We start from the raw sequence: 18,479 nt of genomic DNA on the forward strand, positions 1-18,479 counted from the left end.
TACAAAAATAAAAAGCCAACTCGTATTTGGAGTTGGCTTTATTCGATGTTTAGAATATTTTTTATTGTTTTACCAAAATCACTTGCTGACTTTCTGCATTAATAATATTTGTTAAAAATTCTTTCAATGGTTTGTAATATTGCGCAGGTAAAATACTATATGGAATGACTTTTTGGGCTTCAGCGATAATAAAACCATCTTTCTCAATTACTTTATACGCATAACCACCAGCTTGATCGGGCATTGTAAATTGTTTTTCTGTTGGCAAAGATTCGACTTTGTAACCTTCTGGAATTTTAATTTTAACTGTATTTGTATTCGTAGTTGGTGCTCCAAATTCAATGTTATAATTACGTTGATCTAGATTTAAATTATGTTTTGTATTCGCAACAAATAAAAATGGATTGAATAATATTTTATTTCCAGCCACATCTACTTTAATATCATCAAATTTGAATTGATGACGAATTAAATTTTGCTTGTTGTCTTGTGTTTTAAATTCTGAAATTTCAAAATTATAATCTTCTATAAATTCTTTTTCGAACGCTTTTGGATCATCTGCGATTTCACTTTTATCAAACATATAAAAATAATTATCGCGAACATTCGAAAAATTTCCAGTTAATGTTCCGTCTGCTTTTAAATCAGCTGTAATTGATTTTTTATCATTGGTCATAACCGAATTACGCAAAGGAACTTCTTTGATTCCTTTATCATTTACCATAAATCCGCGATCGTTAATTGCTCGAATTGGTAACAAATTAATTTGAGCATTTTTATCAGTTGCATCCATCAAATAAAACTCATTATCTATAGTTGTTCCAACAATTACATAATTCAATTTGCTACGAGAAGGAAACGAATAATTGATTAAACCATTTTGCAACGTACTCAAAACAATTGGATTTGCGTCTAATCCAGCTTTACGCAACATAGTTGTAAGCATAAGATTAATATCAGCAGAATTCCCAGATTTTTCGTTAAAAGTTTTTCTCAACCCTTTTTCTGTTGTTACACCATGATATTCATTCCAAGTAAAATTATTTTTCACATATTCAAAAATAGCAGACACTTTTTCGTTGTTTGTTGCTTTACCAGCAATTATAGCGTTTACAGTTTCATCTAAGAAATTATTTCCATTCAATTGTCTACCAAAATCCTCTTGATCCATTAAATCTTTTCCAATTCGATCCCAAGTTGTTGCATAATTTTCTGAAGTTCTTCCTGGTGCAATAAAAGAAGCTAATTCGAACTGTACACTTGCTAACATATTTCTTGGATTAAGTACATATGCTTCGCGAGAATAAGAAGGTAAATTAGTTAATGAATAGGTTAGTGTATTGATTTTTAATTTTATATTTTCTGTTGTGGCTCCTTGTTTACCAATACCTCCGTTAAATGTAGCTCCTCTTTGTCCAAATGAAGTACTTGTAAACGTATCTTCCTTTGAATTTTTTGAAATTTTCGGAGCAAATCCACCTCTCAAATCTTGTTGATAATTAAAGTATTCCTGATTTTGGAACGTAAAATTACTTGTAACTACAGGAATAGATCCTTGAAAATACCACGTATCAGTTTGTCGAACAAATGGAGAAACTATTTCGTAGGTGTATTCTAAAATAGATCCATTTTTTACATTAGGAAACGTAAAAGTTTGTTTGTCTAAAAAACGATGTACTTTATCTAAGAAAATATCTTTTTTCTCAACTTTTTGTTCAACAATTTTACCATTTTCTAAGTTATAAGTAATAGCTTTTAAGGAGATTAATTTATCTTGATCCGATCCTGAACTTTTGTAAAGAGGAATTTCAACTTTCAAAACATCATCTGGTGTTTTATCTTTATCAAATACAATTATTCTATAAAATACTTTCTTTGTTTGCTCAACACCTCCTTGATTGGTATTAAAACTAACTTTATAATTTCCGTCAGCATATAAAACTTCTGCTGGAGCATCAGTTTGAATTGTACTTTTTGTTTTCTCGAAATCTTGTTTAGATAGTTTTCCAAATTTTACATCTTGTGCAAAACTCGAAACAGTTGCAACTGTCGCAACAATCGTAAATATTGTTTTCATATTAGTGTTATAATTTTTCTAAAAGTAGTTTTGTGTTGTCGTAACCCGAAATCTGTCTACGAAATTCTACATATTCGTTGTATTTTTCTTTCGAAAAAGTTCCAGAAAATTGTTTGTAAATACGTTTTATTTCGAATGCATTATTTTCTTTCGGATTGATTTCTAATTGATATTCTCCAAAAGCAGATTTCACGGTTATAGCATCAAATTTTTGTGGTAATTTATAACCAGAAGGAAGTGTCAATGTATACGAAACTTCGTCAACATATCCTGTCTCGATGTTGAAATCAAACTTTCTATCTTTCATTTTTTTGACAGAAGTCTCTTCTTTATTCACTGGAATAATATTCAGAATGATGTTATTTCCTTGAATTTTAGCATAATTTGGTGCTGAAAACTCGAAATTTGAAGTAAAAACAGCATTTTTCCAATCATTATTAAATTCTTTCTTTTTGAATGATATTCCTTGTAAGTAAGAAAATCGATTTTTTAAACGAACATCAAGATCTTTTTCGCTTAATTGATTAAATCTTGCAAAATTCTCATAAATCAAACCTTTGGAAGTTTCAGAAAAATCAAAATTTAATGTTCCATCTGCTAAAAGTGTTGCATTTCCATTGACGAATAATTGATTATCTTCTGTTTTGAATTGTTGCGAAGGAATAATTTTTCCGCCTTTTTCATCAACAATTAATACTTTTCTATTTCCTGCAAAATCACCTAAATAATTATAAGGAGCTGTTTGACTTGTTGCTTCTAACCAAATATCTTTTCCATTTAGAGGTATATAAACAATCATGTGATTTCCTTGTTGATACATCATTTGTTCATCAATATCAATTGGATTTCCAGCAAATAATATGGTGTGATACGATTTGATATTCACTGCATCTAACATTCCAATCATATAATTAGATAAGGCTTTGCAATCGCCATAACTTTTGCTCTCAACATAAGAATTTGGAAAAGGCGAAAGTCCTCCAATTCCCAGTTGTACGCCAATATATCGAACTTTATTTTGCAAATGTTTGTACAAAATCTGAACTTTTTCTTCGTCCGATTTTGCATCTTTGACCATATTTTGAAAAGTTAATTTTTGAGATGGAGTAAAATCTAATTTTGAACGAATTAAATTATCAAAAGTCCATTTTCCGTAATCATTCCAATTGTCAAAATTTCCTTTAACACCATCGATATTAATTTGATTTGAAGCTAAAATAGCGCGAGGAAATATTTTTTGACTTCCAACCATTTGATCTTCTTCATTAAATGCCAAAACATTGTTTAATGAATAGCTCAAATTATTGTTATCTCCTGTTTTTGCAATGTCAAAACCTTTAAAATTATCTTCTTTCAATCGAATAGTTGAAGATGTTTTATTTACAAATTGATAAGACGATTTTTCGATTGATAAATTCGCTGCTCGTATAGGTGACCAACGCGGAATCCAAAGTGTATTTTTGTTCGTTGTAACAATTTTATAATGTATCGTGTAAGGATAATTTGTTGGAGTATAATTCAAATATTTTATGCGATCATCCGTGTACATTTGTCCACCTGTTACATAACTTTGGTCACCAAAATCTTTGGTCTTGAATTTTTTAATTTCTTTTCCATTTGCATCATACAAAGTTGCCTCGAATAAGTCAATTTTTGTATTTGCATCATAATTCGCTTGCGCACCAACATAATTATCGCCCGCTTTACTCAAAACCGTTACGACAACGTCTTCCGTATATTTTAATTCATCAACTTTGAGAAGTTCTATTTTTTCTTCATTTTTTCGTACAATAGCGTAAGCATCTTTTATCAAATCGGATGGAATTTGATCGACTGCATAGTTTTGCGCAAAAGAAAATGAACTAATTAAAAAAGTTGAAAAAAGTAGAGTTTGTTTCATTCAATATCTGTTAATCAAGTTATTCTTTATTTTTTGAATCGATAAAAATGGTTACTGGACCATCATTCAACAATTCGACTTTCATATCTGCACCAAAAATTCCTCTTTGTACAGGTTTAAAATTTGATTCTAAAACGTTCAAAAATGTTTCATATTGTACGTTTGCTATGTCTGGTTTTGACGCTTTGATATATGACGGACGATTTCCTTTTTTCGTAGAAGCATGCAACGTAAATTGAGACACAACCAAAATATCTCCATTTGTTTGCTGTACATCCAAATTCATCACGTCATTTTCATCATTGAAAATTCGGAGTTGAATTATTTTTTTCGAAATCCATTCAAAATCATCCTCCGTATCATCAGGTTCAAAACCAACCAGAGCTAAAATTCCGTTTTCTATTTTCCCAGTTATTTCTCCATCTACCTTTACAGAAGCATGTTGCACACGCTGTAAAATCACTCGCATAAATATTGTTTTAATTGGTATTAAACTGATTGAAATTTATGAAAAATTTAACAAATAAAAAAGCGTTAAAACTCATCTTTTAAATGTGCAATAACGCTTGTTGTAATTTAAGTTTAGAAAGCAATCGCTATAGGTTTAAGTTAGTTGGTTAAAATAGATTTCCTCATCTGCAATTATCGCATAATCTAACTCATAGAGCTTTGATATTTCTTTTGCTTTGATGATTTCTTGTTCTATATTTTTTAGTTTATTTTCTTTATTTTCAGAATTATCAAATTTAGCAATCCACAATTTATTTGGATTTAATGGTTTCCAATTTAAATCTTCTAAATGCAACAAAAATCTTTCTTTTTGTTCCTTTGTACATTCCACAAAATCTAAAGCGATTTGTACATATAAATTGCTCATTCAATTAATTTTAACAAAAATAAAATGAGAAATTGAATTATTTTTACGGGAAACCGTAATTTGATAAAATAAAAAAGCCATTTCATAAGAAACGGCTCAAATTTTATTTTTCGGTATAAATATCTTCTTCTAAAAAAGTGAGATAATTTTCGTAGCGAGAAACTGCGATTTCACCATTTTCTACTGCATCACGCACAGCACATTTTGGCTCGTTCACGTGAATACAATTATCAAATTTACAATTGTGTTTCAGTTCTAAAATTTCAGGAAAATAACCTTGTAATTCTGTTTTGTCGATATGAACCAAACCAAATTCTTTAATTCCAGGCGTATCGATAATGAAACCTCCAAAAGGCCATTCGTACATCTGGGCAAAAGTTGTGGTATGTTGTCCTTTGCTATTAAAATCAGAAACTTCGTGCGTTTTTAAGTTTAAATCAGGATTTAACGTATTCAATAAAGTTGATTTTCCAACACCAGAATGTCCCGAAACCAAGCTTACTTTATCTTTCATTCGATCTTTTACAAGGTCTAAATTTAGTCCTGTTTCAGCAGAAATATCAAGACTTTCGTAACCGATAGAATTGTAAATTGATTTATAAATTTCTAACTCAGCCATTTCATCTTCCGTGTACGAATCCATTTTATTAAATAAAATCACAACGGGAATATGATAAGCCTCGGCAGTAATCAAAAAACGGTCAATAAAACCAAACGAAGTTTTGGGATTAGAAAGCGTTACAACCAAAAATGCAACATCAATGTTAGACGCAATAATGTGCGTTTTTTTGGATAGATTAACAGATTTTCGAATGATGTAATTTTTGCGATCATGAATTTTTGTAATGACAGCAATATCATCTTTGTCAATCTCAAACTCAACCTCATCTCCAACAGCAATTGGATTGGTATGTTTGATATTAGCTATTCTAAATTTTCCTCTAATTCTTGCCTGATAAGTTGTACCATCTTTGGTTAAAAGATGATACCAACTACCAGTAGATTTTATGACAATTCCTTTCAATATTGTTTAAATTTTTTCTTCTTTTTTTACCATAATTTGGTTTTGTTGCGCAACAGATTCTTGGTGAATTGCTTGCAATAATTTGTCAACAAAATCCTCAGATAAACCTAAAGAAACTCCTGCTTTTACAGAATTATCTTTGATTTGTTTCCAACGATCTGGCTGAAAAACTGCCACATTATGTTCTTTTTTTAATTCTCCGATAGAGTTTGCAACTTTCATACGTTGAGCAATTGCATCTAAAATAGAATTATCTAATTCATCAATTTGATGACGTAAATTCTGAATTCCAGTTTTGTAAATTGCATCTGGATCATCAGAAACACGAATTTCTAAATCTTTCAAGATTTCTAATAAACGCGCTGGTGTTACTTGTTGAGCTGCATCAGACCAAGCTTCATCAGGATTGTTATGCGTTTCGATCATCAATCCATTATATTCGAAGTTGAAGGCTTGCTGCGCAACATCAAATAATCCTGTTCTGTTTCCACAAATGTGTGATGGATCACAAATAATAGGAATATTTGGTAATTTATTTTTGAAATCTAATGCGATTTGCCATTGTGGGTCATTACGGTATTTTGTCTTTTTGTAAGAAGAGAAACCACGGTGAATAGCACCTAAATTTTTGATTCCTTGCCCTTCTAAACGCTCCAAAGCACCAATCCATAAATCTAAATCTGGATTTACAGGATTTTTAACCAAAACAGTTTTATCGGTATCACGTAAAGCTTCTGCAATTTCTTGTACTGTAAAAGGGTTTACCGTAGAACGAGCACCAATCCATAAAACGTCAACATCATATTCTAACGCTAATTTTGCGTGATTTGCATTGGCGATTTCAGTTGCGATTTTCATTCCGAATTCGTCTTTTACTTTTTTCAACCAGTTTAACCCGATTGCTCCAACTCCTTCAAAACAGTTTGGTTTAGTACGAGGTTTCCAAATTCCCGCACGGAAAACTTGCACATAATCTTTGTCCAAATCTTCGGCGATTGTCATCATTTGTTTTTCACTTTCTGCACTACAAGGTCCAGCGATGATCATTGGTTTGTCGTATTCTTTTATCCAGTTATTGTTTTCCATAACATTTACAAATTTAAGGTTTAATATTTATTTTATTTGAGAGTAATTATTTATTTAATATTCGACGTATGTCGTTTGTGTTTTTTAAATATTGATGAATATCTTCTGCATCTTTTTCTTCGATCATTTTTCTGATTTTAGAAATTTGTGTTTGATAAGCATCAATAGCATTGAGTAAATTTTCTCGATTCTGAATCAAAATTGGCGTCCACATATCTGGTGAACTTTTTGCCAAACGAACTGTAGATTCGAAACCAGATCCAGCCATATCAAAAATTGCATCTTCATTCTTTTCTTCTTCCAAAACTGTTTGTCCTAAAGCGAAAGATGTAATATGTGAAAGATGAGAAACGTACGCAATGTGCGCATCATGCGCATCCGAAGTCATTGTTTTGACATTCATCCAAAGCGATTGATAAATTTTTCTCACTTTTTTTACTGCTTCTTTTTCGCTTTGTTCAACATCACACAAAATCGCAACTTTGTTTAAAAACAATTCAGGAAAAGCTGCTTTTGGCCCAGAATTTTCCGTTCCTGAGATTGGATGTGTAGCAACAAATTGTTTTCTTTTGAGGTGATTTGCTACTTTTTTACAAATTCCAGCTTTTGTCGATCCCATGTCCATTACAATTGTTTTATCATTAATTTGATCTAAAATTTCTGGTAAAACATTTTGAATTGAATTAATTGGAACTGCAATTACCACTAAATCTGATTGAGAAAGCGCTTCATTCAAAGGAGCAATTTCATCTACAATTCCTAATTCTAAAGCTTGTATTTGATGTTCAATATTTTGATCAACACCGATTATTTTTTCGGCAACACCAACTTTTTTTAACGCTAAAGCAAAAGAACCTCCGATTAATCCTAAACCGATTACTGAAATTGTTTTCATGCTTCTAATCTTTTCTTTACTTCAATCAACTTCTCGACGGGTGCGCAAAGTGAGAATCGAATAAATCCTTCACCATTACTTCCGAAAATACTTCCTGGCGTGATAAATACTTTTTTATCGTATAAAATTTCATCAATAAATTCTTTATCATCTTTTCCTTCTGGAAGCTTCGCCCAAATAAACATTCCTGCTGCATTGGGATTATATTTTACATTTAAGAGATCAGCGATTTCCCAAATAATTTTTCGTCTTTCTGCGTAAACTTTTGTCAACTCATCGTACCAAGAATCATCAACTAAAAGAGCTTTTGTAGCGGCTTTTTGTATAGCAAAATTCATTCCCGAATCCATATTTGATTTCACTTTTAAAATAGAATTGATGAAACTTTCTTTTCCGATCACCATTCCTACTCGCCAACCTGCAATATTAAAGGTTTTGCTTAATGAATTCAGTTCTATACAAACATCTTTTGCACCTTCAATTTCTAAAATACTTGTTGGTTCATCGTTCAAAATAAAACTATACGGATTATCATTAACGATTAAAATATTGTGACGAGTTGCAAACTCTACTAATTTTCTAAGAACGTCTTTTGGAGCTTTGGCTCCTGTTGGCATATGTGGATAATTGAGCCACATAATTTTTGGTTTTTGTTCTGCTAGTTTTTCTAACTGATCAAAATCTGGAAGCCAATCATTTTCATTTTTTAAATCGTAAAACAACGGTTCTGCTTGAACTAATTCTGTAACCGACGAATATGTTGGATAACCAGGATTTGGAATTAAAACTTTATCACCTTCATTCAGAAAAGCCATAGAAATGTGCATAATTCCTTCTTTAGAACCCATTAATGGCAAAATTTCTGTAGAAGGATTGGCGTCTACATCAAACTTGTTTTTGTAAAAACTTGCCATAGCTTCGCGCATTTCTGGAATTCCACGATAACTTTGATAGCCATTGATTCCGCTTTGCGAGCTTTTGATTAATTCCTCGATCACATCTGGATGAGGTTGTAAATCTGGACTTCCAATTCCTAATGAAATGATTGGAATGTCGGTTTTCATGTTCGCTATTTCTTGTAATTTTTTCGAGAAATAATATTCCTGAACACTTTGTAATCGTTGGGCTTCTGCTATCATTTTTTTCCCAGTTTATATTCGCCTAATATTTCTAAATCCGTTAATTTTCGTGCAATTTTTCCAAGCAATTCATAATATTGTTCTTTTTGCTCGAACGTAATATCAATGTGGAAAGAGTATTCCCAAGGTTTTTCAATAATCGGAACAGATTGTATTTTGTCCATATTTATTCCACATTCTGCAATTTGATTTAACACGTCAACCAAAGCACCAGACTGGTGTGGAACAGAAAAACGCATCGAAACTTTGTTGAAATCTTCGTAATCGTTATGCTCGCGTTGCAATACAAAAAAGCGAGTGAAATTATCTTGAAACGTCTGAATACTCGAAGCTAAAATATCTAATCCATAAACTTCTGCCGCTTTTCTTGAGGCAATTGCAGCTACATCATGTAAATCTTGCTCCACAATATCTTTGGCTGTTAATGCGGTATCGATATCATTTACAACGCGCCAAGTTGGATGTTTTTCAAGGAACTTATCACATTGTAACAATGCCATTTGGTGCGAACGAACTTCTTTTACATCGTCTAAAGTTTGTCCTTTTTTGACCATCAATTGATGTTGGATTGATAAATAAATTTCTCCAACAACTTTCAAATTATATTTCGTTAGCAACGCATAGTTTGGTAAAATTGCTCCAGCAATTGTATTTTCTATTGCCATAATTGCTGTGTCTACTTTTCCCTTTGTAAGTGACTTTGCTAAAGTTTTGAACGTGTCGCATTCTACAATTTCGATGTCATTTCCTAAATAATTATTGGCAGCTTCGTGATGATATGAACCAATGTAACCTTGTATTGCAACTCTATTTTTCATTTTTTTCCACAAAAAAAGTCCCACAAATTGCGGGACTTTATATTATCTTATTATGAATGTTAACAATCAATTTTGACAACGCAGTCCCTGCTCTCCTGGATAATACCCAAAAAAGTAAAAAAAGAATGCGTTAAAATAATTGAATGTTGCCATTTCGTTTTTCTAATTGTTCTACAAATCTAAAAAATAATTTTTCAGTTATCCAAATCTTTTTTGCTAATTTTATCGAAAATTTTTCATCAAATGGGAATAATCATTACAGATTTAGTAAAAAAATACGGTGAACAAGTGGCTTTAGACAAAGTTTCGTTTTCGATAAATAATGGCGAAGTTGTTGGCTTACTTGGACCAAATGGAGCAGGAAAATCGACATTGATGAAAAGTATTACCAATGCAATAAATGCAGATTCTGGTGAAATTTCTGTGAATGATTTTAATGTTTCGACACAACCAATTGAATCGAAAAAGTTGATTGGATTTTTGCAAGAAAATAATCCATTGTACATGGATATGTATGTAAAAGAGTATTTGGAATTTGTCACAAATATTCGAAATGTGCCTAAATCAAAAATTGATGAAGTCATCGAAAAAGTAGGTTTATCGCCTGAGAAACATAAGAAAATTCATCAATTATCAAAAGGATATAAACAACGTGTCGGATTGGCGCAAGCGATTATCTCGAGTCCAGAAATTTTGATTTTAGATGAACCTACAAATGGTTTGGATCCAAATCAGATTATTGAAATTAGAGAGGTAATTAAAGAGATTGGAAAGGAAAAAACGGTGATTCTTTCTACACATATTATGCAAGAAGTGGAAGCGCTTTGTTCACGTGTAATCTTGTTGAATAAAGGAAAAATTGTGGCAGATCAACCGATAGAAGAGTTTAAAGGACAATATAAAAACTTGGAAGAAGCTTTTCATGTTTTAACACAATAAAAAAGGCACTATTTAAATAAACAACTATTTAGACCAAAATTTTATCTTTACAAAAATTAAAGGAGTTTTACTTTGTTAAAGTATCTTGTGTAGCCTCAGTTTTTACTGAGGTTACTTTATTATAATCAGTATCAAAAATTGTATAATTCCCATAAAGTATAATTTCAAACTAACAGTTTTTGCTGACTTGCCCTATCATTCTTGATGTATTTTTATCATTTATTTTGGTATAAACTTCCTTCATTATTAGGTTAAATCTACAAGCTCCCATAAATGGAAAATATATGGTATTACGGATATATCTGTTGCCTTTTTTTAGATATTTTTGTTTGCTCTTTTACTGATGTTCCTAATTCTCTTCTCATAAAATTATAATCTGCAAAACTCGAAAATTGCTTTATTTTTTTTAACATTTAAAACACATCGTTTCAGTAAGCATCGTTGCGATAGTCATTAATCCAGTACCTTTAATGGTTAGTAGTTTTGAACTTTATTATTCAGATATTCATCCGATTTTATAAGTTTTTCTATTTTTAATTTACAATGAGTAATTTGTTTATTTAATTAAGGAATTAGTTGTTTATTAGTCTTTTAGAATAAACTCCCGTAATTTCCTTAAGAAATACTAATTTAGCTTTCTTAATTATTCACCCATCTTAAAAACTTATTAAAAACCAGTTTATCATGAGAAAAGGTAACATTTTTAGAAAACTCGAATTCTCCTAATACTATAAATCCTTGACTTGCGTCATGGAAAATTGTTCCTTTGTCCTTTAATAGTAAATATATTGTTTTATCTCCTTCTTTAGATATTTAATTTAAATGCAAAATCATATTTTACTCTTCTTTTCATAAAAATACCCCCAAATTGTTTCTAACTTTTTGGGGGTAGTGTTAAATTATTGAGCTTTTTTATTTTATAAAAGTAACAATAACTTTAGAATCAACTTTTCCATCTAAATCTACATCTTCTTCAAGAAGTAAAACCATTTTATTAGATGAAATTTCTTGAATTTTAAAAATAGTTTCGTCATCTATTATGTGTAAGTTTCCTTTTTCTATTTTATATATACCTCCATAAACCTCATTGATACATTTATCAGTTTGATAATCGGTATAATACTCATCACTTTTATACGTATTGTCTTTATTAAAAGTTGTTGTAGACTTTTTAGCACAATCATCAGGATATTCTACTTCATCTGGTGTACCTGTCTCCTGATAAACTGTTTTTTCAAGTTTCCAGATTCCGACAATTTTATCATCTAAAGATTTTCCTGAGTCATCATCATCTTTACAACTAAAGAAGTTCAATGATAAAGCTCCTATTGTTAAAAGACTTAATAATTTTTTCATATTATTGAAATTTACATTGTTAATTAACAAAAATATAATTATCATCTAAAAAAAACAATAACTATTAAAAGAAAATAACTACAAACGAATTCCAACTCCGCCCAAAACATTAATTCCGGCTTGAGGGAAATAATATCCACCTTCGTAATAGTAACCATTCGATTCGTATTTCACATCAAATAAATTATTAATCAAAAACGAAAATTCAAGGTTTTTAATTCCTTTTACTTTGGGCGAATATCGAATCAAAAGATCCGAAACCAAATAACTATCTAATTTTCCATCTGCGGGTTCTGTATTTGATAAATATTGTTCACCAACATATTTATTCGTCAAATTAATCAACAGGTTTTTGAAAGGAATAACTTCAAAACCAAAAGCCGAAATCACATCTGGTGAAAGCGCAATTTTTGTCTTTCCGTACTCTTTGACAGAAGAATTTCCATCAGTATCCCAAACTTCTTCTTTGTAATTATCGTGTTTGTTTTCGCTAAACGTAATATTTCCAAAAACATTCAAACGATTCGGAATAATCTTATAGTTTGCATCAAATTCTACTCCTCGTCTATAACTTTTTCCTGAATTTTCGCGAATCGGCGTTCCTACATCATTCAATTTCCCAGTTGGGACCAATTGATTTTTGTACGCCATATAATACACATTTGCGCTCAATGATAACTGTCCTGACTTTTTATAACCCAATTCATAATCTTGTAAAAATTCAGCCGTCGGACGCTTGCCATTATTCTCATAATCTACACGAAGTGGCTCACGATGCGAAATTCCATAAGAAGCATACATCATATTTGAAGAATTAATTTTAAAATTTATCCCAGCTTTTGGATTCACAAAATTGAATTTATCCGAAAATGGTCTGAAATCTTCGTCATCATTTTCTCCATTTGGCAAATATTTCGCATCATAATCAACATAACGATATTGCAAATCACCAAATAATTCAAACTTATTCAATTGATACAACACTTTCGCATATGCAGCCAATTGTTTTTTCACAGAACGATTGTTGTAATATTTGAAATCCTTATCCTTAAAATCTGTTCCTTTTACCCATAAGACATTTCCATAATGATCGCCATCATATTCGTTTGCAGATAATCCGAAAAACACTTTAAAATCGTTTAATTTTTGATTTTCAACTTCAAGATTAAAACCATAAAAATCATTATCAAGATATTCTCGATTGATTAAATTTCTTTTATCTGAAGTTAAATAATCCAATTTATAGCGTTTCAAACCGCGATCATTTTTATAGCTCTCGTAATAACCTTTACCTTTTGTGTAATGAACTGTTAAATTTGATTTCCAATTATTCCCAAAATCTTGTAACCACGAAAGAAAATAATGATTTTGACGATAATTATCAGTGTGATTTTTATAAAAACCTTCAACCTTTCCATTTTCGTCTAAAATCTCTCCTTCAAAATTATATGTTCTATCATTTTTTAAAGTTTTAGCATCTACACCACTCCATGCTTGATACGTTTGTTCTTTTCCAAACATGTTCTGAAATCTAAACTTTGTTTTTTCATTCAATTCATATAGAGCTGTAAAATCATAAGAGATTAAATCTGACCAAGATCTGTCTACATATCCATCCGAATTTATCTTAGAAAAACGTCCATCAATACTCAATTTATTATTTAGTATTTTTCCCGTACCAGCCTGAACTGTATATTTTTGCGTTTTATAATTTCCGAAAGAAACATTTGCTTCTGCAAAAGGAACAGTAGAAGGATTTTGAGATTCGATGTTAACACTTGCTCCAAAAGAAGCCATTCCATTTGATGAAGTTCCAACTCCTCTCTGAATCATCATAGAGCTTGTAGACGAAGCCAAATCTGGCATATTCACCCAAAAAACACCTTGAGATTCAGGATTATTAAGCGGAATTCCATTTAATGTAACGTTGATAGATTGTTCATTAAGTCCACGAATTTTGATAGACGAATAACCAATTCCAGTTCCTGTATCGGAAGTTATAGAAACAGACGTAGCAGAATTTAACAAAGTTGGAACATCTTGCCCCAAATTCTTCTTTTGTAACATTTTATCAGTTACCTTTTCAACTGTAATTGGAAGTTTTTCGACAATTGAAACTTCTCCTAATTGAATTTCTTCTTTTTGAATAGAATCTTTTTCTTGTGCATAAAGAATAGATGCACCAAATAATGACAATAAAAAAATCGACCTTTTCATAATTAATTTTAAAATATATTATGAAAGGAGCCATCTTACACTTTTATAATTTACGCGCGAATGTAATTTGGTGAAGTACCAGTTCCCTTAGCAGCATTACCTGCCCAGGTTCTTTGGGTATAATCTCAGCCTCTTGTAAAGAAGCACCCCTTTCGATTGAATTTCAAAGGTAATCTTTTTTTTGAAATTTAAAAATTTCTTCATTTTTGATTATCTTTAGAAACTTTCGGGCATAAAAAAACCTTCTGGTTGGTATGCCGAAGGTTTTTTTGGGTTTAGTAATAGAAGATAGATTGATTGACTTTTAATAAAAATCAACTGGTCTAGTTGGTATGAATTAGATTTATTGGTTATTAAATCTGAAGCAAAGAAACAGTAGAAATTAGTTTTCACAAAAAAATCGACGCCTCATAATGTCTACAGACAAAAAAAAAAAGCGTCTACGAATTGTCTACAAACTATTTTATTGTATCTTTACTCATTAATTTTAAACTCTTTACCTAAAACCAAAACTGCAAATTTATAAATCATAAACTGCAAATTTTAAAACCTTTTTTATCCTTTTTTATCCTTTTCATTGGAATTTTTCCCGTTTTTGCTCAAAAAAAATTCTCTGAAAGTATTTTAAAAGTAGAAAATCTAATTATTGATGGTGATTATAATAATGCAACTAATAGTTTAAATAAATTATTGGAAGAAAATTCTAATCAGCAATTAAATAAAGTAATTATTTATATAAATTATGTTAATCTATATGCCAATAGGAGTGATTTTAAAAATGCATTAAAGTATACAAATTTAGCGAAAGAAATTTCTGATAAAACAACTGATAAACTAGACGATGTATATACGTTATATGCACTAGCTAAACTACAAATTATCAGTCAACAGTATGACAAAACAATTTATTATTCGAATAAGGCATTAAAAATACTTAATGGTTATTCAGAAGAATATTTATTAAAGTCTAAGATTTATCAATTAATGTCTGTAGTACATTCTTATAATGGTATTTATTCAGAAGAATATGAAAATTACATTAACAAGGCATTCTATTATGCTAAAAAAAGTGGATCTATTTCTGAGCTAATTTCCGTTTACTCTGCTTATATGGTAATGTATTTTAATAAATATCAAAAAACAAATGATCCTAAAGATCTGGACAAAATTTTTGAGAATGCAGAAAATAGCATTAATTATATCAATCAAAATACAATCAATATAATACCTGTAAAAGCTGCATCTATTTCATATAATAATTTAGCCTCGGTCATTAATAATTATCCCTTTAAAAACTTAAGTAATAGTGAGCGATACAATTTAGCTGAAAAGTACATAAATATTGCACTTAATTATGCAAATAAAATTAATAATACTGCATTATTAGCTACTTGTTATGCTACTTATGCAGAAATTATGGAGAATAAAGGCAATGATAAACAAGCTGAAAAGTATTATTTGAAAGCCTATCAAATTATTAAATCTGAAAAGAAAACAAACGATATTAGTTCTTTAAATATCGTTGTCAAAACCATTTCAAATTTTTACGATAAAAATAATGAGCCATCAAAAGCTTTGAAATTTAACAAAGAAGCTTTGATCTATACACAAAAAGCGTATGAAAAAGCATATGAAAATAAGCGAAATTCATTAGAGGCTTTTTATAATTTTGAACGTAAAAATGAAGAAATTAAGCAATTAACAGAAAAGAATAAAATTTTCACAAAACAGCGTATTTTGTATTTGGTTCTTATTGCGATTTCTATAATTGGGATTGTTTTTATGGTTTATATGTTTATCTACAAACAAAAATTGAATAAACAGAAAACTAATTTATTAGAAGCCGAAAAACAGGAAACGGCATTAACTTTAAAATTAGAATTAGAAGAAAAAGCTAGGCTAACTGCCGAACGCAAGTTAATGGATATTCAACAAGAACAATTGCAGAAAAAAGCATTGGCGACATCTTTACAACTCAATAACAAAAATTCTTTCATTACCGAATTAAAAGAGAAAATAAAAGAAGACAAGAATTTTAATATCAATAAAGTTTTAAAAGACGAACGTCTTACAGATAGTAATTTCACCGGATTACAAACCATTGTACAAGATATTCATCCTAATTTTTTCAAGAAAATGAATGAAATATCTCAAAACAGACTCTCTACTCAAGATTTAAATTACGCAGCCTTCATCTACCTTAATATGGACAATCAACAGATTTCCAATTTATTAAAAGTTGAAAATAAAACTGTACGAATGACTAAATATCGTTTGAAACAGAAACTTGGCTTAGGTAAAGATGTCGATTTGCAGAAATTTATTCAATCATTAGAATTATAATTATTAAAGTGGATCATTTACAAAATGAAGAGAAAAGTTTGGGTATTATTATTGGTCTTTTTTAGCCAATATTTATCTGCACAAAGTGATTTAGATAAGGATCAACAATTGGTTTACACCTATTTGTATAGCAAAGATTTTGAAAAAGCGAAGCAAATTTTAGAGGAAAAATTTATCAGAAATGATTTTCCAAGCAAGCAAATTATCGGATATGTTTATTTAGCAGATTACTATAATGCTACTAAAGACGAAACTAAGAAGAGCGAAGCTTTAAGTAAGGCAAAAAGCATTTCCGCAAAAACAAAATCTCCTATCGATGATGCGTATGTTAAATTTGGATATGCTCGTTATTATGAAAATCTAAATAAAAATGATCTATTCATTAAATACATTAATGAAAGTATTAACGAATTTTCAAAACATCCGAATGAGAACTTTATTTTAACACAATTATATTTTTTACGATTTAATTTCAATTCGAAAAATCCTTTAGAAAATAACACAAGAAGGGATGCAATTCTTTCTAATAAACATGCTATTGAGTCTAAAAATAACCTATTAATTAATTTTACATACAGTAACTTAGGCTACTTTTATAAACAGAAATACAACGAAACACAAGATAAAAATTATATTGATTCTGCAACAACAAGCTATAAAGAATCATATAACTATGCTCAAAAAATAACATATTCTTACGCCAAAAAAAGATCTACAATTGTTTATTATCTTAATTACGGAAGTTTGGTTACCACAATCAATCAAGGAAACACTTTTGATGAGACAATGAAGAATTATCAAACCATTCTGAATTTAACAGAAAATGATAAGAAATTCAATGAAATAACAGCTTTTACTTATAATAACATAGGTTCTGCCTACGAAAATTCTGAAAATATTGATTTGGCTGAAAAATTTTATTTAAAATCTTATGCTTTAGCAAAAGATAATAACGATATTTTTTCTCGTGTAAAAGTGGTAATATTAGGAAATATAGCTCGAATTTATGAGAAAAAGAATGACTTAAAAAAAGCTTTACAATATGAACGTCAAGCTAAAGATTTAATCTCAACATCAGATCAAGAGCAATTTGATAACAATACTAAGTCATTAGAAATTTTTTACAATACTGAGCAAAAAAATCAGCAAATAAAACAGTTAGAAGAAAAGAATCAAATTTATTCAAAACAAAAGTTTCTTTATATAGGTATAACATTACTTGCTATTGCTGGTTTGATTTTCTTAATGTACATGTTGTATTATAAACTAAAATCAAACAAACAGAAAACCGATTTATTAGAAGCTGAACGCTATGAAGCAGAGCTGAATCTTGAACTTGAAAAAGAAGAAAAGGCTCGTATTAAAGCCGAACAAGAGTTATTAGCTTTACAGCAAGAACAATTGAACAAGCAAGCTTTAGCAACTTCTTTGCAATTAAAACAAAAGAATTCTTTCTTGAATGATTTGAAGGAAAAAGTAAAAGACAAAGAAGCAATTAATTTGGACAGAATCCTAAAAGATGAACGTTTAATGGACGATGATTTTAATGAAATACAAAATATTATAAAAGAAGTTCATCCAAACTTTTTCAATAAACTAAGTGAAGTTTCGAAAAGTAAATTAACTAATCAAGACATGAAATATGCCGCATATTTGTATCTAAATATGGATAATGTACAAATCGCAAATGTGATGAAAGTAGAAACAAAAACGGTACGTATGGCAAAATATCGTTTAAAGCAGAAAATTGGACTTTCAAAAGAACAAGACTTGCAAATTTTTATTCGAAATTTAGAATTATAACAACT

Annotated in this window: 14 protein-coding genes; 3 read left to right on the forward strand and 11 right to left on the reverse strand. The window is 29.9% G+C overall.

Annotation, left to right across the window (positions count from 1 at the left end):
• Positions 1-61: 61 nt before the first annotated feature.
• The 9 genes from HXZ74_RS07380 to HXZ74_RS07420 all read right to left on the reverse strand — a co-directional run bounded on the left by HXZ74_RS07380 (position 62) and on the right by HXZ74_RS07420 (position 9,816).
• The gene (locus tag HXZ74_RS07380; protein WP_286474650.1) at positions 62-2,077 is read right to left on the reverse strand and encodes a transglutaminase family protein; all 2,016 of its coding nucleotides are present in this window, start codon (positions 2,075-2,077) and stop codon (positions 62-64) included.
• A 7-nt stretch (positions 2,078-2,084) separates the two neighbouring features.
• Positions 2,085-3,977 (reverse strand): DUF3857 domain-containing protein, encoded by a 1,893-nt coding sequence (locus HXZ74_RS07385; protein WP_038333234.1) that lies wholly within the window; start codon positions 3,975-3,977, stop codon positions 2,085-2,087.
• Between the two features lie 19 nt (positions 3,978-3,996).
• Complete coding sequence (gene dtd, locus HXZ74_RS07390; RefSeq protein WP_286474653.1) at positions 3,997-4,446, reverse strand: D-aminoacyl-tRNA deacylase; 450 nt, start codon at positions 4,444-4,446, stop codon at positions 3,997-3,999.
• Between the two features lie 135 nt (positions 4,447-4,581).
• The gene (locus HXZ74_RS07395; RefSeq protein ID WP_280061855.1) at positions 4,582-4,854 is read right to left on the reverse strand and encodes a hypothetical protein; all 273 of its coding nucleotides are present in this window, start codon (positions 4,852-4,854) and stop codon (positions 4,582-4,584) included.
• Between the two features lie 103 nt (positions 4,855-4,957).
• Positions 4,958-5,878, reverse strand: a complete 921-nt coding sequence (gene rsgA, locus HXZ74_RS07400) for a ribosome small subunit-dependent GTPase A (RefSeq protein ID WP_280061854.1) — start codon at positions 5,876-5,878, stop codon at positions 4,958-4,960.
• A gap of 6 nt (positions 5,879-5,884) precedes the next feature.
• Entirely contained in the window at positions 5,885-6,964 is a 1,080-nt protein-coding gene (locus HXZ74_RS07405; RefSeq protein ID WP_038333224.1) for a bifunctional 3-deoxy-7-phosphoheptulonate synthase/chorismate mutase type II, read from the reverse strand.
• 46 nt (positions 6,965-7,010) lie between these two features.
• A complete protein-coding gene (locus tag HXZ74_RS07410) occupies positions 7,011-7,859 on the reverse strand; it encodes a prephenate dehydrogenase (protein WP_286474656.1) in 849 nt (282 codons plus the stop codon).
• Positions 7,856-8,998 carry a pyridoxal phosphate-dependent aminotransferase gene (locus HXZ74_RS07415; protein WP_280061852.1) on the reverse strand — a complete coding sequence of 381 codons (1,143 nt, stop codon included), beginning with the start codon at positions 8,996-8,998 and terminating at the stop codon, positions 7,856-7,858. Before HXZ74_RS07415 ends, HXZ74_RS07410 begins: the two co-directional genes overlap by 4 nt.
• Entirely contained in the window at positions 8,995-9,816 is an 822-nt protein-coding gene (locus tag HXZ74_RS07420) for a prephenate dehydratase (protein WP_038333218.1), read from the reverse strand. Before HXZ74_RS07420 ends, HXZ74_RS07415 begins: the two co-directional genes overlap by 4 nt.
• A 243-nt stretch (positions 9,817-10,059) precedes the next feature.
• Between HXZ74_RS07420 and HXZ74_RS07425 the strand changes: the two genes are divergently transcribed.
• Positions 10,060-10,755 carry an ABC transporter ATP-binding protein gene (locus HXZ74_RS07425; protein ID WP_125348933.1) on the forward strand — a complete coding sequence of 232 codons (696 nt, stop codon included), beginning with the start codon at positions 10,060-10,062 and terminating at the stop codon, positions 10,753-10,755.
• 912 nt (positions 10,756-11,667) lie between these two features.
• On the opposite strand, the gene HXZ74_RS07430 is transcribed toward HXZ74_RS07425, so the two are convergent.
• Together HXZ74_RS07430 and HXZ74_RS07435 are read right to left on the reverse strand one after the other, a co-directional pair.
• Positions 11,668-12,111, reverse strand: coding sequence for a lipocalin-like domain-containing protein (locus tag HXZ74_RS07430; protein WP_038333191.1), 444 nt, complete (start codon positions 12,109-12,111; stop codon positions 11,668-11,670).
• Between the two features lie 78 nt (positions 12,112-12,189).
• The gene (locus HXZ74_RS07435) at positions 12,190-14,328 is read right to left on the reverse strand and encodes a TonB-dependent receptor (protein ID WP_280061851.1); all 2,139 of its coding nucleotides are present in this window, start codon (positions 14,326-14,328) and stop codon (positions 12,190-12,192) included.
• Positions 14,329-15,018: 690 nt separating this feature from the next.
• Here HXZ74_RS07435 and HXZ74_RS07440 point away from each other — a divergent pair.
• Entirely contained in the window at positions 15,019-16,671 is a 1,653-nt protein-coding gene (locus HXZ74_RS07440) for a hypothetical protein (protein WP_286474658.1), read from the forward strand.
• 24 nt (positions 16,672-16,695) lie between these two features.
• Complete coding sequence (locus HXZ74_RS07445; RefSeq protein ID WP_286474661.1) at positions 16,696-18,474, forward strand: transcriptional regulator; 1,779 nt, start codon at positions 16,696-16,698, stop codon at positions 18,472-18,474.
• Positions 18,475-18,479: the final 5 nt, after the last annotated feature.

The sequence above is a fragment of the Empedobacter sp. R750 genome (assembly GCF_030324345.1).
Taxonomy (GTDB): domain Bacteria; phylum Bacteroidota; class Bacteroidia; order Flavobacteriales; family Weeksellaceae; genus Empedobacter; species Empedobacter falsenii_C.

Bases quoted from the DNA above. Each gene is read 5' to 3' on its own strand.
- HXZ74_RS07395 (WP_280061855.1), bottom strand. From the start codon at position 4,854: ATGAGCAATTTATATGTACAAATCGCTTTAGATTTTGTGGAATGTACA.
- HXZ74_RS07435 (WP_280061851.1), bottom strand. From the start codon at position 14,328: ATGAAAAGGTCGATTTTTTTATTGTCATTATTTGGTGCATCTATTCTT.
- HXZ74_RS07415 (WP_280061852.1), bottom strand. From the start codon at position 8,998: ATGATAGCAGAAGCCCAACGATTACAAAGTGTTCAGGAATATTATTTC.
- HXZ74_RS07405 (WP_038333224.1), bottom strand. From the start codon at position 6,964: ATGGAAAACAATAACTGGATAAAAGAATACGACAAACCAATGATCATC.
- HXZ74_RS07380 (WP_286474650.1), bottom strand. From the start codon at position 2,077: ATGAAAACAATATTTACGATTGTTGCGACAGTTGCAACTGTTTCGAGT.
- HXZ74_RS07430 (WP_038333191.1), bottom strand. From the start codon at position 12,111: ATGAAAAAATTATTAAGTCTTTTAACAATAGGAGCTTTATCATTGAAC.
- HXZ74_RS07420 (WP_038333218.1), bottom strand. From the start codon at position 9,816: ATGAAAAATAGAGTTGCAATACAAGGTTACATTGGTTCATATCATCAC.
- dtd (WP_286474653.1), bottom strand. From the start codon at position 4,446: ATGCGAGTGATTTTACAGCGTGTGCAACATGCTTCTGTAAAGGTAGAT.
- HXZ74_RS07425 (WP_125348933.1), top strand. From the start codon at position 10,060: ATGGGAATAATCATTACAGATTTAGTAAAAAAATACGGTGAACAAGTG.
- HXZ74_RS07445 (WP_286474661.1), top strand. From the start codon at position 16,696: ATGAAGAGAAAAGTTTGGGTATTATTATTGGTCTTTTTTAGCCAATAT.
- HXZ74_RS07410 (WP_286474656.1), bottom strand. From the start codon at position 7,859: ATGAAAACAATTTCAGTAATCGGTTTAGGATTAATCGGAGGTTCTTTT.
- HXZ74_RS07385 (WP_038333234.1), bottom strand. From the start codon at position 3,977: ATGAAACAAACTCTACTTTTTTCAACTTTTTTAATTAGTTCATTTTCT.